At 44.0% G+C, this 16,185-nt stretch carries 16 protein-coding genes; 7 read left to right on the forward strand and 9 right to left on the reverse strand.

Annotation, left to right across the window (positions count from 1 at the left end; translation table 11 throughout):
- Nucleotides 1-51: 51 nt before the first annotated feature.
- Nucleotides 52-390 carry a hypothetical protein gene (locus tag H8796_RS16950; RefSeq protein ID WP_117933099.1) on the reverse strand — a complete coding sequence of 113 codons (339 nt, stop codon included), beginning with the start codon at nucleotides 388-390 and terminating at the stop codon, nucleotides 52-54.
- 159 nt (nucleotides 391-549) lie between these two features.
- Here H8796_RS16950 and H8796_RS16955 point away from each other — a divergent pair, with 159 nt between their 5' ends.
- From H8796_RS16955 to H8796_RS16965, 3 genes are read left to right on the forward strand one after another with little or no spacing between them, the layout of a single operon-like run.
- Nucleotides 550-1,518 (forward strand): Lin1244/Lin1753 domain-containing protein, encoded by a 969-nt coding sequence (locus H8796_RS16955; RefSeq protein WP_074636577.1) that lies wholly within the window; start codon nucleotides 550-552, stop codon nucleotides 1,516-1,518.
- Nucleotides 1,506-1,661, forward strand: coding sequence for a hypothetical protein (locus H8796_RS16960; protein WP_176817070.1), 156 nt, complete (start codon nucleotides 1,506-1,508; stop codon nucleotides 1,659-1,661). Before H8796_RS16955 ends, H8796_RS16960 begins: the two co-directional genes overlap by 13 nt.
- 16 nt (nucleotides 1,662-1,677) lie before the next feature.
- Nucleotides 1,678-3,480, forward strand: coding sequence for a bifunctional DNA primase/helicase (locus H8796_RS16965; RefSeq protein ID WP_117933101.1), 1,803 nt, complete (start codon nucleotides 1,678-1,680; stop codon nucleotides 3,478-3,480).
- A 149-nt stretch (nucleotides 3,481-3,629) separates the two neighbouring features.
- Here the strand turns inward: H8796_RS16965 and H8796_RS16970 are convergent, their stop codons facing one another.
- Nucleotides 3,630-3,887, reverse strand: a complete 258-nt coding sequence (locus tag H8796_RS16970) for a DUF4248 domain-containing protein (RefSeq protein WP_117933103.1) — start codon at nucleotides 3,885-3,887, stop codon at nucleotides 3,630-3,632.
- A gap of 180 nt (nucleotides 3,888-4,067) precedes the next feature.
- On the opposite strand from H8796_RS16970, the gene H8796_RS16975 reads away from it, so the two are divergent.
- The 4 genes from H8796_RS16975 (at nucleotide 4,068) to H8796_RS16990 (ending at nucleotide 7,117) form a co-directional block, all read left to right on the forward strand.
- On the forward strand, nucleotides 4,068-5,627 hold the full coding sequence (locus H8796_RS16975) for an ATP-binding protein (RefSeq protein ID WP_117933105.1): 1,560 nt from the start codon (nucleotides 4,068-4,070) through the stop codon (nucleotides 5,625-5,627).
- A gap of 155 nt (nucleotides 5,628-5,782) precedes the next feature.
- Entirely contained in the window at nucleotides 5,783-6,307 is a 525-nt protein-coding gene (locus H8796_RS16980) for an HU family DNA-binding protein (RefSeq protein WP_117933107.1), read from the forward strand.
- Nucleotides 6,308-6,363: 56 nt separating this feature from the next.
- Nucleotides 6,364-6,669 carry a hypothetical protein gene (locus H8796_RS16985; protein WP_032852146.1) on the forward strand — a complete coding sequence of 102 codons (306 nt, stop codon included), beginning with the start codon at nucleotides 6,364-6,366 and terminating at the stop codon, nucleotides 6,667-6,669.
- Nucleotides 6,670-6,673: 4 nt separating this feature from the next.
- The gene (locus H8796_RS16990; protein WP_117933109.1) at nucleotides 6,674-7,117 is read left to right on the forward strand and encodes an N-acetylmuramoyl-L-alanine amidase; all 444 of its coding nucleotides are present in this window, start codon (nucleotides 6,674-6,676) and stop codon (nucleotides 7,115-7,117) included.
- On the opposite strand, the gene H8796_RS16995 is transcribed toward H8796_RS16990, so the two are convergent.
- From H8796_RS16995 to H8796_RS17025, 7 genes are all read right to left on the reverse strand, one after another.
- A complete protein-coding gene (locus tag H8796_RS16995; protein ID WP_117933111.1) occupies nucleotides 7,118-8,227 on the reverse strand; it encodes a glycosyltransferase in 1,110 nt (369 codons plus the stop codon).
- Nucleotides 8,217-9,377 (reverse strand): glycosyltransferase family 2 protein, encoded by a 1,161-nt coding sequence (locus H8796_RS17000; RefSeq protein ID WP_117933113.1) that lies wholly within the window; start codon nucleotides 9,375-9,377, stop codon nucleotides 8,217-8,219. Before H8796_RS17000 ends, H8796_RS16995 begins: the two co-directional genes overlap by 11 nt.
- Nucleotides 9,374-10,282: a glycosyltransferase family 2 protein gene (locus H8796_RS17005; protein WP_117933115.1), complete on the reverse strand. Its 909-nt coding sequence runs from the start codon at nucleotides 10,280-10,282 to the stop codon at nucleotides 9,374-9,376. The genes H8796_RS17000 and H8796_RS17005 overlap by 4 nt, the downstream gene beginning before the upstream one ends.
- Entirely contained in the window at nucleotides 10,279-11,583 is a 1,305-nt protein-coding gene (locus H8796_RS17010; RefSeq protein ID WP_117933117.1) for an O-antigen ligase, read from the reverse strand. The genes H8796_RS17005 and H8796_RS17010 overlap by 4 nt, the downstream gene beginning before the upstream one ends.
- Nucleotides 11,573-13,807, reverse strand: a complete 2,235-nt coding sequence (locus tag H8796_RS17015) for a hypothetical protein (RefSeq protein ID WP_117933119.1) — start codon at nucleotides 13,805-13,807, stop codon at nucleotides 11,573-11,575. Before H8796_RS17015 ends, H8796_RS17010 begins: the two co-directional genes overlap by 11 nt.
- Nucleotides 13,808-13,819: 12 nt before the next feature.
- The gene (locus H8796_RS17020; protein ID WP_117933121.1) at nucleotides 13,820-14,566 is read right to left on the reverse strand and encodes a TolC family protein; all 747 of its coding nucleotides are present in this window, start codon (nucleotides 14,564-14,566) and stop codon (nucleotides 13,820-13,822) included.
- A 137-nt stretch (nucleotides 14,567-14,703) separates the two neighbouring features.
- Nucleotides 14,704-15,975, reverse strand: a complete 1,272-nt coding sequence (locus H8796_RS17025) for a BamA/TamA family outer membrane protein (protein ID WP_187343839.1) — start codon at nucleotides 15,973-15,975, stop codon at nucleotides 14,704-14,706.
- Nucleotides 15,976-16,185 lie beyond the last annotated feature (210 nt).

Genomic DNA, 16,185 nt, shown 5'->3' on the forward strand with positions numbered 1-16,185 from the left:
TACATCGGCAAATGTAATAAAACTTATGATAAGTTCCTTCTTTTCTGTGTTTTAATTGTAGTTTAAGTTGCTATTTGAGGAAGTCTGAAACAGGTCTAATGTTTTTATAAGCCGTTTTTCTTCCTGGGTATAAGGGATGTGGTGGCTTTCGATATATTGCTTGAGGAAGAGGCAGGCATGTATGAAAATGTCTGTTTTCATATAGCTGGTGAAATTTGCGTAGCGGTAGTAGGAGGCTTCACTGATGTCGATATGCACGCAGAGGTCTGTTGCGACTAGCTTTGACGTTTTCAAGAGTTCTTTTATCAGCATTATTCTGTTCCGATAATGTTCGTTTACTATTTTATTTTCTTCTATTTCTTCCAAAGTCTGGTTGCGTTTTGTATCCATATTGTTTGGGGTTATTAATAATTTTTGGCAAAGGTCTGATAAAAAAGATACAATCCCTCTCTCATTTTTGCGATAGCTGGAATAAAATACATTTCGCACCTTTGCGCTCCGGGAGTATTACCGGAAGATTAAATGTGGAATAATAAATAATGATTGAAAATGAAGAAAGATCAGTATTTCAATTTGGAGGTAAATTTGTTGAATGACGACAATATTGCCAGTATGATGTCGGAGATGAATGCCGCGGAAGCACTCGGAATCTACGTGATGTTGCTGTTGCATCTGCGCACTAAAGATGCTTACGAGGCGTCGTGCAAACCGGTTTTACTGAAGGCCATGGCCCGGCGGTATGATGTAGATGAAGTAGCGGTGGAGCGGGTGCTTCGCGAATTCGACCTCTTCGAAGTGGATGAAGAACGGCAGATGTTTCGCTCTTCTTACTTGGACAGGGTGATGAAAAGCTTGGAAGAGAAGCGGAAAATGAACATCGAAAACGGTAAAAAAGGAGGGCGTCCGAAAAAGGTGGTAGAAAGTGCTGAAACGCCCGTCGATAAAGGGAGAAAAGCCAATGAAAACCAGAAGAGTAGAGAAGAGGAGAGTAAAGAAGAGAAGAGTAAAGGAAGTATTTCTGTTGTAAACAATAACAGTAGTAATGAAGAAACCCCGTCCCTTGTGAGCCGTTTGACGGATGAAGGCAATCATCGTCCGTTACAACCCGTGTTACCTTGGGAAAAGCTGGTGGACCAACTTGCTACTTTCCAGTCATATATGGAGCTGGCCGGGCAACATTCCGGTTTGGGAAAGCTCTTTGTTGACCATCAAAAACTGATTCTGGAAATCTTCAAAAAACATATCCGCCTTTATGACAAAGGAGCCGGACTGCTTTTCCCGGAGGACGTGAAACGGTATTTTTCAAATTATATCGCGGCCGGTTCCGTCACTTGCCGCACGTTGAGGGAAACCTTGCTGAAAGAGCTCGAGAAGACGGTCGACAGGGGCGTAAACCGCTTTGAAAGCGTCGTCGACGGGCGGCGAACGTATCTGGGACATCTCATTCCGGCTGATGCGCCGCCACGTCCCGATGGGTCGGCCGTGTGGGATGATGTGAAGAAACGATGGGCGCATTGATCCGGCAGATGGCTGGCTTCGTCCGGCAGGTGGCTGATGTTCGCCTGATAGGTAACGGAAGCTCGTCCGTCAGGTGGCGGACACTCGTCCGGCAGGTAAGTCCTCTGCGTGTGAATGATTATTTTAAACTATTTTTTAATTAGAAAAAAGAAAAAAATTATGAGAAATTTTGCCAACTATGATGTCGACATCCACGGTAAATCGAGCGGAGTCCTCAAAACAATTTGTGAAAAATGTCTTCCTACCCGCAAGAACAAGCGCGACCGTTCGCTACGTGTCAACGTCGATACGGGACATTGTCACTGTTACCACTGTGGAGCCGATTTCTATGTACCCGATGATGTGGAAGAGCGTAAGAACGCCGAGCGTGCGGAAGCTCGCAAACGTCGTGCGGCAGCCATTCCGCAGCATTTTCAGCGTCCGGTGTTCGATGCCTCGAAAACCACGCTTTCCGAAGACACGGAGCGTTGGCTGGTGGAGACGCGGTGCATCCCGCAGTCCGTCATAGCCGCCCTGCGCATCACCGAACAGGAGGAATTTATGCCGCAATCCGGCAAAAAGGAGCGTTGTATCTGCTTCAACTACTTTGAGGGGGAACAACTGATCAACACCAAGTTTCGCGCTCTCCCGAAACTCTTCAAAATGGTGCAGGGTGCCGAACTGATTCCCTACAACATCGACTCCATTGTGGGGCAGACCTCCTGCATTATCCACGAGGGTGAACTGGATGCTGCTTCCTCCATCGCCGCCGGATTTCAGAGTGTCATCTCCGTGCCGGCCGGAGCCAATTCGAACCTCTCCTGGCTCGACCGCTTCATGGAGACGCACTTCGAGGACCTGGAAGAAATCGTCATTGCCGTCGACGCCGATTCTGCCGGAATCCGGTTGCGTAATGAACTCATCAACCGGCTGGGAGCTGAACGCTGCCGGGTGGTGACTTACGGTCCGGAGTGTAAAGATGCCAACGAGCATCTCTGTAAATATGGTATTGCCAGTCTCCGTATCGCCATCGAACAGGCAGCGGAAGTTCCGCTCGAAGGTATCTTCACCGCTGCCGACTTGCATGATGATCTGCGGGCTCTTTTCGACAATGGTTTCGGTCCCGGAGCGGAAACGGGATGGGAGGAAATGGATAAGATCTGCACGTATGAACGTGGGCGAAGTGTCTACGTCACCGGAGTTCCCGGTACAGGGAAATCCGAGTGGGTGGACGAATTGGTGTTGCGTCTCTGCCTGCGGCATCAATGGAAAATCGGGTTCTTTAGCCCGGAAAATACTCCTATCGTCTATCATCTCCGCAAACTGATTGAGAAACTCACTGGACACCGTTTTCAAAACGGCTGTGGCATGACGGAGGGGCTCCTTGCGAACTCGGAAGATTTTCTCACTGAAAATGTCTCTCATATCTCGCTGAAAGGGAATGTTTCTCCGGATCGTGTACTGGCCAAGGCTCATGAACTCGTTGTCCGCCGTGGCTGTCGCATCATTGTCTTCGACCCGCTCAACCGTTTCGACCACAACCCGCAGCCGGGACAGACGGAAACGCAATATATTTCCAACCTGTTGAATAAATTCACCGAATTTGCCGTGCAACATAATTGCCTGCTTGTGGTCGTAGTCCACCCTCGTAAAATGAACCGTAATCCTGTCACGGGCATTACTCCTCGTGTGGAAATGTACGACATCAACGGCTCTGCCGATTTCTACAACAAAGCGGATTACGGCATCATCGTGGAGCGTGACAAGGAGGTCGGCGTCACCCGCGTATATGTGGACAAGGTGAAATTCAAGCATCTCGGTGTCGGTGGAATGGTTTCCTTCATCTACGATCCCGTAAGCGGACGATACCTGCCCTGTGAAGAATCTCACGACCCTTCTCTCTCCGTTGACCAGCGTGTCCGAAATACGATGTTCGACAACTCCTGCTGGCTACCGGAAAAAGATTTAATGGGGGATAGGTGATAAAGAGAGTGTCAAAACGCAGATTAACGCAAATTATCGCAGATTATTTCAATTATATTGATTTTTTAATCAATGACTTATGGAATTGTTTCTGCGATAATTTGCGTTAATCTGCGTTTTATTATTCATTATGACACACCTTCACTAATTTAAGGTTCTTGGAGTACTTCGATGATGAGTCTTACTTGTGCGGGAGTGTAGTATCTGCTGCGTGGATTCATGCCGGTGGCCAGGAGTCGTTCTTTTAGTCCGGGTGCAGCTTCGATCCATTCGTTGAATCGGTCTACTGCGCTTTGTTGCAGGATATTGGGGAGATATAACGAGGCGAGTTCGCCTTTCCCATAGGTGCGGTATTGAAATGTTTTTTCTTCTTCTTGTTCGGGGAGAATCTTGTTTTTTGTTTTCATTTATAGTTGTGTTTTGGGGTTACTGTATTTGAAGTAAAGTTACTCATTTTTAGTGGGATAGGCAAACTTTGAGAGCAGATGTTCGGGTGTATTTATAAAAGAATTGATAATAATAGAATGCCGATTCTTGAAATTTATTGTATCTTTGTTTATGTTTCACGTTAAAAGCATAGAAAGAGGATGAAAGGAACATTCAGACGCTATCCGATAGGGATACAGAACTTCGAAGATTTACGCAATAATAATTGTGTGTATATTGATAAGACAGAATTGATCTATCATTTGGCTAATTCGACTAAGGCTTGCTTTCTTAGCCGTCCCCGACGCTTTGGAAAGAGTCTGTTAGTTTCCACTCTTGAAGCTTATTTTTCTGGTAAAAAAGACCTGTTCAAGGGGCTGATGATGGAACAGTTGGAGAAAGACTGGACGGTTTATCCCGTGTTACATATTGATTTCAGTATCAGTAAGTATATGGATGCGGGAATGCTGCGCTCTGCTATCAACAATCGCCTGGTGGAATGGGAACGGATTTACGGATGCGACACGAGCGAAGACACTTTCAGTCTTCGCCTGAAAGGTATTATAAAACGTGCTTACGAGCAGAGCGGGCGTCAGGTTGTGTTACTTGTAGACGAATATGACTCTCCTATGTTGGATAGCAACAATAATGAGGAGTTGCAGGCTGAAATACGTGGCATCATGCGCGACTTTTTCAGTCCATTAAAGGCGCAAGGAGAATATCTTCGTTTTCTCTTTCTGACCGGTATCAGTAAATTTAGTCAGATGAGCATCTTTAGTGAATTGAACAATCTTCAGAACATAAGTATGCAAGATGCTTATAGTGCCATTTGCGGTATAACGGAAAATGAATTGCGCACGCAGTTGGAAGAAGATATAAGAAGGATGGCCGAGGCGAACAGTGAAACATATGATGAAGCCTGTATACATTTGAAGCAACAGTATGATGGGTATCATTTCAGTAAGAAATGTGAGGATGTGTACAATCCGTTTAGCTTGTTTAATGCATTTGCGCAGAAAAGTTATGAGAATTTCTGGTTCTCTACCGGTACTCCCACTTTCTTAATAGACATCTTGCAGCAAAGCGATTTCGATATCCGTCAACTGGATGGCATTTCGGCTACTGCCGAGCAGTTTGATGCACCCACTAATGTCATTACAGATCCGCTTCCGGTGCTTTACCAAAGCGGTTATCTCACTATCAAAGAGTATGATCGGGATTTTCAGATCTATACGTTGGCTTATCCTAACAAAGAAGTCCGTAAAGGCTTTATCGAATCATTAATGCCGGCTTATGTACATTTGCCTGCTCGTGAGAATACATTTTATGTAGTATCGTTTATCAAAGACTTACGGGTCGGTAATCTGGAGCAATGTATGGAGCGGATCAAATCATTTTTCGCCTCTATCCCCAATGATATGAATAATAAGGAGGAGAAACATTATCAGACCATCTTCTACTTGCTGTTCCGGCTGATGGGGCAATATGTGGATGCAGAAGTAAAGAGCGCTATTGGCAGGGCTGATGTCGTGATAAAGATGCAGGATGCTATCTATGTGTTCGAATTCAAAGTAGACGGTACTCCTGAAGAAGCGTTGGCGCAGATCAATAGTAAGCAGTATGCGATTCCTTATCAGGCAGATCATCGAAAAGTCGTTAAAGTGGGAGTTAATTTCGACAGTAGTATGCGAACTATTGGAGAATGGATCATTGAAAACTAGGGGATAATCCTAATATATTCCGGTATAATCCGTTTTAATCCGGCATAATCCGGTGTAGTCCGTTGTAATCCGGTGGTTGCTGTTCTGTTGTCGTATCTTTGTTTCACCAACAGAAAAGGAGAATGTACTTCTTTTCGTAGAAACAATTTTTAAATATGGCAACAGTTACAGTTGTGCGCTACAAGCGCAGAAAACGGCTCGGTGATGATAAATCACCGATGATGTATCTTCTCAAGCCCAAGGCTGGGGAGTCGAAAATCTATTCAATCGATTCACTGGCACAGGAAATCGAATCTATCGGGTCGCTTTCGGTGGAAGACGTGTCGCACGTTATGAAATCCTTTGTCCGTGCGATGAAAAAAGTGCTTGTGGCAGGAAATAAGGTGAAAGTGGATGGGCTGGGTATTTTTTATACCACGCTGACCTGTCCGGGTGTGGAACAGGAAAAGGATTGTACGGTGAAAAATATCACTCGCATCAATCTTCGTTTCAAAGTCGACAACTCATTGCGTCTTGCCAATGACAGCACGGCAACTACCCGTGGCGGGGATAATAACATGATGTTCGAATTGTATACGGATAAGAAATCCGCTGCTGGGGATGGCGGTGGCGGCTCTGGTGACGACGGTGAGGGAGACGGAGGTTCCGGTGGTGGAGAAGCTCCGGATCCGGCAGCATAAATTGCTGGGATTGACTCTGTTCTCAATTTATTAATTTATCGTCTCAATCTGTTAAAATGTTAGATAAAATCATCGAAATCATTATGACGATTCTGCCCTTTCTGGGCAGTAGTCGCAAGAAACGCCAGATGATGGCGCAAGAAGTGAAAGAGTTCAGCGAACTGGTGAAAGATCAATATACTTTTCTGATGCAGCAGTTGGAGAAAGTGTTGAAAGATTATTTCGACCTTAGTTCGAAAGTGAAAGAAATGCACGCGGAGATCTTCTCGTTGAGAGGACAGCTGACGCAGGCTGCGGCGCTGCAGTGTAGCAGCAAGGAATGTGTGCAGCGAGTACAGATGGTTGCTGAAACGGAGGGATGAGTTTATGCGAACCATCAACTTGATTGTGATCCACTGTTCCGCCTCAAGGGCGGACAGGGATTTTACGGAAGACGATTTGGAAATCTGTCATCGTCGGCGTGGTTTCAACGGGACGGGGTATCATTTTTATATCCGCAAAAATGGAGATATAAAGACTACCCGCGAGATTGAACGAATCGGTGCACATGCAAAGGGATACAATGCTCATTCAATAGGTATCTGCTATGAGGGAGGACTCGACTGCCATGGTCGCCCTGCCGATACTCGCACCGAATGGCAGATTCATTCAATGCACGTATTGATCCTTACGCTCTTGCGCGATTATCCCGGCTGCCGGTTGTGCGGACATCGGGATCTAAGTCCGGACCTGAATGGAAACGGAGAGATCGAACCCGAAGAGTGGATTAAGGCTTGTCCGTGTTTCGAGGTGAAAAAAGAATGGAACTGATCACTGAAGAATGTCATAATAGACTTCTGTGACCTGCTGTGATACGCGTCGGCTGTCGAAACGTTCCTGAATGACAGACATAGCTGCGTTTCCATAACTTTCTATCCATTCCGGATGATGGAGATATGTCAAATAACATTCCGCTAATTCCTCCGGTTGACCGAAATCTGCAATCAATCCGCTTTCCTGATGTGTGATTACTTCTCTGGTACCGTCTGTAGGGGTCACTACCAATGCTTTTTTCATAGCCATCGCTTCGAGCAATGCAATGGAAAGCCCTTCCCATAAACTTGGTAGACAGAAAACATCGATAGCGTGCAATACATCCGGCACATCATTACGAAATGGTGAGGTCCGGATGTATTTTTCTATTCCGTTTTGCCGGATTGCTTCCTTGGTCTCTTCTTCCATGTCGCCTTCTCCTACCAACAATGCTTTGATTCTGGCATCTTTTTGGTGAGCGAGAGCAATGCTTTTCACGAAATCCAACGGTGCTTTCTGGAGAGTGATCCTACTGACGAAGCCTATCACGAAATCATCCTCTGTAAATCCGAATACCTTACGTAGGTCTTTGCGGTTTTCATCCGGATTGAATCGTTTCAAGTTGATACCATTTTCTATCACGAGTGCATTTTTCAGTCCGAAAGTTTCCTGTCCGGTAATCCGGTTACTTTCGGATACACAGATGACTTCTCGGCTTAATTTACAGATGATTTTTTCGCTCCACGCCCGGAGACTTTTGATTAGAAACGACTGGTCTTGATGAAAGCTCCATCCATGCACGGTGTACACCATCGGAATATGTAACTTTCGGGCAATAAACGCGACATTGGAGGCCGCACGACTTCCGTGAGCGTGAATGAGTTGTATGTTCTCATCGAATATCAACTTTTTGATTCGTTTTGTGATACGTATGTCAAAAGGATGTGAGGTGTTAATGACGTAACATTTAACACCTCTTTGAGTGAGTTCGTCAATCATTTGTCCGCCTGTGAACGCTAGTACAATGGGATTGACGCGTTTGTCAAACCCTGCTATGAGGTCAAGCAGATGGGATTCTCCGCCACCCACTTGGCCTTGTCTGATTACTTCTAATACATTAATGGTCATGTTCGGTATGTACAAATTTTTTGTTTACTCCTTTTAGCTTGAAAAGATTACTTACAATGCCTGCCAGCAGCGAGGGAAGTTGAAGGATGGCCCGTAGCAGTCGTTTGTTGAGCATACGCTGTGGAATTGCCGTAAACAATGCCAGAAAGAGGGAAAAAGACAATATCCACCATTTGAGACTCAAGTGCGGATGGACAATCGTAAATATGATTGTGAAGAAAAATGTGCAGAAAATCAGTATGATACGTGGTAGAAGCGTCCATTGGAAGACCTTGTCGCAGTAATTGATATTACCGCGAAGCAGCTCTCCGGGAAAAGAGGGGAGTGCCCGGCTTAACGAATCGAATTGAGCAGCGATCCAACGTTTACGCTGGTTTTTGATCACTTCTTTCTTTTGTGTCTTTTCATCTTTTACGTGGACGTGTTCCAGATATTCGATATGGATGCGCTGTTTAAGTAGCAGCGATTCCAGTTCTTTGTCTTCTCCTGCAGTCTCTAGTTGATGTACATGTTGGCGGAACCATTGCGCTTCCAGTGCCATGCCGGAGCCGATGAGGGCGGAAGACAGTCCGAGAGCGATATGACCGCTACGAAATATGGAGTTATTGATTTCTTCACTGGCGGCATCGAGAATGGCGACATCTGTATTCATATTTTTGGCGGTACGATGTGTCTGAATGGCTTTTTCACCTGCTTGGAAGGCACGGTTGATTTCGGATAAGAAATCCGGGTTTGTGGTATTGTCTGCGTCCATGATAACAATCATCTCGTAGGGAGTGCCGGTAGTGGCTTTCATGGCAAGATTCATAGCTTTTGCCTTAGAACTTTCAGTGTAGTCGGCTATCAACAGACGAACTGGCAGTTGGCGTAAAGCTTCATTTGTACTTTCTTGCATCTGATCGGAGATCACGATAATGTCATAGGAATCTGCAGGATAGTCTTGTTGCAGAAAGGATTGGATGGCAGGCAGAATGACTTTGTCTTCCTTGTAGGCCGGGAATAGTACAGCAAATTTGCCACGTTTGGGAGTAGCGGGATAACTACGGTGACGGTAGAATTTGGATGCCAGGGCAAACAAAAGCAAATAGCCTGTATTGATGGCTAATATCGTGTAGAGTGCAATTTCTACGATGTATAACAAGACTGTCATAGTTGCTCTTTTTTATGGGGGATGCGAATGAATGTTGATATGCCTTTCAATGTGGCGGATAGTAGTTCGGGGTGTCCTTTCAATAGAAAGCTTATTCCATTTTTTCCGGCTGCCACAGTCATTTGGTAGGCGATAGAGAGAAGTCGTTTGCTGCCGTTAAGGTTCCGCCATGCATAGAGCAAACGGTTGCGTGTCAGATAGTAGGTGCGGAGTGCACTTAACTGTCCTGTGCTCTGACTTTCTTTATGGAAAACAGTGCAACGGGGTTCATACCATAACTCGTAACCGGCACGTGTCATGTGGGTGCACCAGTCGAGTTCTTCATAATATAGGAAGAATATTTCCGGCATCATTCCGGCTTTTTCTACCACTTCGCGTTTCACCAACATAGCTGCTCCATGTAAATAGGGGGTGGTATGAGGGGTGTCAAAGCTTCCGTTGTCCGGACATCCGAAGCCAATTCCTTCATTACGGAGCGTAATAGATGTAAGCGGAGTGTATCCTGCAAACTGTATATTACGCGGGGGAAAGGCAAAGCGTATTTTCGGTGATACACCTCCGATTTCCGGGCGACTTTCCAACCGTTCTATCAGATAGCTGATATTGTCGGACTCAATATAGGTGTCGTTGTTTATCAGGAAAAGATAGCTGCCTTTTGCTACGCGGATCCCGATATTGTTTCCACCCGAAAAGCCTTTGTTTATGTCACTGCGGATAGTGATTACCGCGGGATATAGTGCTTGTATTTTCTCTGCCTCATTTTCATGTGAGGCATTGTCTACCACTATGATTTCATAACTGACGGAATGAATCTTGTCTTGAAGTGACTCGATCAGTTCACAGGTGTCTTTAAAACCGTTGTAGCAAATGGTGATGAATGAAACTGTAGGGGCATTGTTTGTCATTTTTCTTCCTCCACTTCTTCTGGAAATGATATTTGTTTCTTTTCATTGATATTCTTATCTATATATGGAGCTGCAAAACAAAGGGCAAATCCTATATAAATAGGTAGCTGGTTAGGGTATTGCATGACATCACTTACATAGGCGGCGATGAAGAACCCTGCATCCATGCAAACCCAGGCTGCTACTAATCCCCGCAAGCTCTTGTCTCGTATTTTAAACATCAATATCCACGCGCACCAGACAAAAAGGGTACCATGAATGGCGAGATAAAGAATCAGTCCTACAATTCCTGTTTCTACCCATACGCTGATCAACCACGAGTCGGGAGGGTAGGGCATCTGTTCTTTTGAGTTGAAATTGCCAGCTTTTGAAAGTCCGATTCCATAGCCAAACGGCTTTTGGGACATTAACTCTTTTATTAATATTCGGTTCTCCACACGTACCATATAGGAGGCATCTTCAGTAGGGTGGAAAGAGGAACGCATTTTGCGGATATATTGGTTCCCGTTTCCGGCATTAGTATAGTAGAAGAAGCAAAATACGGCTATTGATACAAAAACACCTGCCAGCAAGGCTTTCCAGTTTTTGGCAATAATAGTGACCATCAGTAAGCCGCCCATGATGACGCCCATTGCTGTTCTTGTTCCGGATATTCCTACTCCATAAAGAGCGCAGATTGCGATGAGGAAAAAGTAAACGCGTTTCCATTTTGATCCTGCATAAAAAGAGGAAATGGCAAATACTACTGCTGATAGCGCAGCGTGCACTCCATAATTAGCTGCATCAGAGAAGCATGAGAAGTAACGTATACCGGACCAGATGAGATGAGTACGCCATCCTCCCAACGCATACAGGAAGTACAGGTCTTTATCACTGAAACCGTGGTTCTTCTGCCAATAACCTTTTATTGTAAATATGAGGACAAATATGGACCATACAATCAATAAGAGCTCAATATCTTTCTTTGTACGAATGACAATCGGAACTATGAAGGCGCATATTAACGGTATCAAGGCATAAGGAGTAATACCGATGTTCCATGCTTCCATTACATTATTCGGATTCAGGACTTCAAGGAGATAATAGACTAGCCAGACTATACACATATAGGTCATTATGTTTTGTCCGGGTTTCCAGTTTGTTTGCTTGTCGTTGGCTAATTGTATCAGACAGATGGTTGTAAACATCAATATGACTGCCATAGAGGCTAATCCAGTTTTGGTGTTTACAAACATTCCTGATACGATCACCGCGAATTGGGCGGCAAACAGCAAATGGAAAGTTATTATTCTATTCGTCATCCTCCTCCTCTTCTGTTGATGCTTCTTCTTTGGTTTTCTTTGTTAGGTTGAATCTTATTTTTTCTGTGAGCGACAGTTGACTAAGACGATAACCGATATTTCGCAGTATAGTGTATGGTGGAAGCTGCCCGGTGAAATCTTCAATTGCTGCCCGGGAAGCATTTGTCAAGCATATACGGAACGGAACGTCTGTTTCACCCAGTTGCAGCATGAGTTGTTCGCAAAGTTGCTTATCAATCGTTTTCCACCCACGATTTGCGGGAGCTACCAGGATGTTTGCATTTGCATCATGTAACAAAGCAGTGGGGATGTTACTTTGTGCTAAAGGAGGATAGGCGACGATCAACACATCTTCTCCCTGTAGGGTATAAAAGTCTGTGATGTTTTTGGCAAGTAAATATTGAGTGGAATCTGTGTTGAAATCTGCCCCATAGGTGATAAACCTTGCATTTAGCATACGACTTTGCATATATCCACAAATAAGATTTCCTACTTCTGCTTCTCCGGAATCTTCACAAGTGCTAAATAGGTTGATAATGTACACTCCGGGAGATTTTCGATTGGTCAGGAAACGAAGCAATGAGTTAGTTAGCTCTTTTACAGATAGCTGGACGTAGGTTTTCGTCATTCCGCCATAGCGGGAGGAATACATACTGGGAATAGCACCTATTACTTTGAAATCTGTTACACGTTTGGTGCGAGCTGCGTCACGTAATGTTTTGTCAAACATTTCTACTAGTAGTAAAAAGGCTATAATGAGTATGAAACTGCCTACACAGGCAGCCATTATGATTTGCTTTCTGTTTGTTGCTCCCGGAGAAATAGGATAGGTTGGTTCATTCAGGACCTTCAGTGTAGCAGAAGTCATCTCTAGGTTTTTCCTTCTTAATAATGCTTCATTATAACTTTGTAGAACGGTCAGGTAGTTACGTTCCGTAAAGTTGATGGTACGCTCTTTCTGTTTAATAGTGGTACCTACAGGGGCATAAAACACATAGCGGTCATTAAGTTCACGACGTGCATTTTGTACAACTAGCAGTTCCGCTTTTGCTTTTTCATTAGCCAATGTCTGTTCCAACCATTGTTCTATAATGTTCGTTCGTGAAGTCCCTTCCTTCGTGTACTTATGTCCCACATATGAATCAGTCAAATTATTCAAATCTTTTTGTAGCTCGCTCTGCTGCTTCTTTAGATTTACCAGATTGTCAGTATCTTGCTTCTTGGAGTCGGACATCGCTTCTACTTCAGCAATCTTTCCTGTGACAGTGGATACTTGACGTAACTTGTCAACAAACTCTAGATTTCTTAGTACTTGTTTGGCATTGCTATCCATATGTTTTTCTAGCTCTTCAAGCATGGCACTGCTACTGTTGTATGCGAAAAGGGCATCTTGTTCTCTTAGTTCAAATTCTTTATTAATAGCAGCTATCTCCTTGGTTTCATCAAGATAGTTGATTACACGTTTCTGTACATTGTATTTAGTTAGATCTTCTTCTTCACTGCGGAGTTTACTACCGATTCGTTTCAATTCTTCCTCAAAATATTTGATTACTTTATCCGTTTCTCCATAACGGATACGACGATACTCATCAACGAATTCATCCATTAAAATGCTTACTGTATTATATGCGATACCCGGATCGCTTGAAGCATAGCTTATATCCAGCAGGTCACTCGTCAGACGACGTTGTACTTTGATATTTTTCAAGGTGTTGTAACTGTAAAAAAGAGGATTGTAGTAGAACAACCCGTAGATATAGTTGTCTTTGTGAGGGCGCATGTACTTTTCTAGATTGGCCACTGTCTTATCTTCACTTGTTTTGTCGATTAGTGCCAATATTTCTTTTCCATGCGGACTGTTCTTTAAATGATTGTAAGTGTAATTGTAACTGGAAGGGGTGATTCCGTCTACTTCTTTAATCGGATCTCCTTTGGTAAGAACTCTGGCATACAATCTCAAGGACACTCTCTTGAGGGTACTTTCGGCTTGCATTATGCTTATCAGATTATCCATAGAATTTTGTACCATAGCCCAATCTGTGCGTTTGTCACTCTCAAGATTGTATCCCGAAGCTACTCCTGTATATAAAGTGGCTTTTACTTCGTATCCTCCAGCCATGTGACGGGTGTAATAAATAACAAATAGTGTAAAAAGGACGGTACCTACTAGTATGATCCAGAGGTGACGGAATAGAGTTCGTATAGTAGAAATGATGAAATCCATATTTAGTCTTTATTATTTTCGTATAAGGGGAGTACGTGAAATCACTTCGAGTATCATCAGGCTCTTTGTCAACTCGAATTTACTCTTTTCGTATGCTTCGCGAGCTTGGGATTGGCGCTCTTTGTCTACTGAAAGTTCTGATGATTCGATGGTTCCGTTGGCAAAATTCTTTTCGGAGATCTCATATTGTACATTGGCCAGTACCCAGCCTTCACTTCGCATTTGGAGGACTTTAATTTGTGAAGTGGCCATCGCATACAGCTCAATGATGTTCTTTTTGAGTTCGTCGTATCTCACTTCCCGCTCAAGTTCTGCGCTCCGTAGTGTGAGCTTTTGCCGACTGATACGTCCTTTGAGGTCGAATAGATCGTCTAAGGGAATACTTACACCTGCGCCTATTGTGTAGCCGTTCTGTGCTTGGGTAGAGTAGGTAAGAAAGGGGGCGACTGCCACATCTGTATAGGTGGACTCATTACCGAACATGCCGTATTGATAACTTCCCCGTAAACTAAAGAAACCCAGAAATGCCCATTTCTCTTTTTGGAGTAATTTGCGCTCTATTTTTGCTTTTACGTCCGCCACTTCATAAGTGGGGCTGTTCTTGGCATTTTCGAATAAAACGGATAGTGGAGGGAGAACTATTTTACTATAATCTTCATCACTTAGTTGAGAATAGTCAGATACTTCTTGTGCAACTACACGGGTGGTAGAGACGAATAGAAGTAATAGCCCCGAAAAAAAACATATAAATTGCTTCATAAAAAAATCCTATTATTTGCTCTTGCTGTGTTATAGCTTGCGCAAATATAAGGATTAATTTCATTTATGTGCAGTCTTTTATTATCTATTTTACAATCTTTCGTGTAAATTGTGTACAGATCGTCGCTTAAATGGTATCAGAAGGCTTCTGTCATGTTGAAGTAGAATAAATTCTGCTTGTTCACCATGTCTCTTCCGAAGTCGAGACGTACATTCATACGGGGTTGAACTTCGATACGTAATCCCAGTCCGAGGTTGGGAAGCACGCCTTCTATCTTGCCCGGAGTGGGTCCCATGAATCCGCATCCGCCCCATGCTACGTATCCTATATGACTCAACATCTTTTTTACCCAGGTGCTTTTGTCTGTATTTATCATCTGACGGTATTCGGCCATCATGACATGCGAGGACTTGTCGCGAAACTGCCCCATATAGTAACCACGAAGGTCGAAAGGGGTTCCGCTAAGCATATATTTCGTCAGAGGAACATCTCCAAATGCGTTTTTGCTTTGCACTGTCCAGGCTATCACCTTGCGACGGCCTACTGTTTTGTATTGGCGGTAGTCGATTTCCAAACGGTAAAAGTTATTATCGCTTCCGAATACCTTATTATACATCATTCCCCGGAAGTCGAGGTAGGTTCCGCTATATGCATTTGCAGGAATATCGCGTGTGTCATACGTCAGCAGGAAACCGAGCCCGGAGCTGAAATTTTTGTATCCGTGTTCTGTACCTCCTGCCGCTATATACGAGGATTCGTTAACCATTCCGGCAGCCGGTTTGGTAATTTTATCATAGTTCAAATCGACTTGGGGACCCGCGAAAATGTTGCTCTCTCCCAGACGGAACAGGAACCATGGGTTTACTTGGATGCCGCTGTAACGGTATTCGCTGGTATCTTCTCCACGTTCATAATCTTTATTAGTGGAATAGCCGATGCCATAAAAATTCTCGATTGTATTTTTATATGAGAAAGTTCCGAAGATACGGAAGCGGTCGCCTTTAAAAAAGAGTTGTGGTTTTGTCATCAGGTTCAGCCCGCCTTTGAATATCAAGGCAATGGCCACTGGCACTACCGAACGTCGTTGGGTGGTATCACTCGGATTCATCCGGAACGTCATCAAGGCACTACCGCCTACCAATACACCGAAGTCCGGTGTGTAGCTGGGACCACCTAATATGTTATAGTGCAAATTTCGTTTTGCTACACGCTGGCGGCGCAACTCGCGCTTTGAAAGGGCAGGAATGGTATCTGACGGGATGCCTTCAATATCTGTAGGAGTAGTATCACTGATAGAAGTTGTAGACCTTTGCAGTTCATCGCTCTTTACTGCCGTACTGTCAGCCGCGGCTGACATCATATTGATGGATGGAAGCATCATCAATATTCCTATTATATATTTCTTCATAATTTCTCTGTGAGGAATTCGACTGCAAAGAAAACTCTTTTATTCCGATTAGTTTTGATATTCTTAGATAATAAATCTAAAAAAGAATCGTATTTTTGCGGAATATGATGTTTTTCGATATGCTGATAAATAAAATCGCATGATTTAATCTCATACATTTAAACCGTATTTATTAGTGTATCATGATCCGTCAGCCTATTAATTAATTAC

The organism is Bacteroides sp. M10 (assembly GCF_014334015.1).
In the GTDB taxonomy this organism is placed as follows: Bacteria; Bacteroidota; Bacteroidia; order Bacteroidales; family Bacteroidaceae; genus Bacteroides; species Bacteroides intestinigallinarum.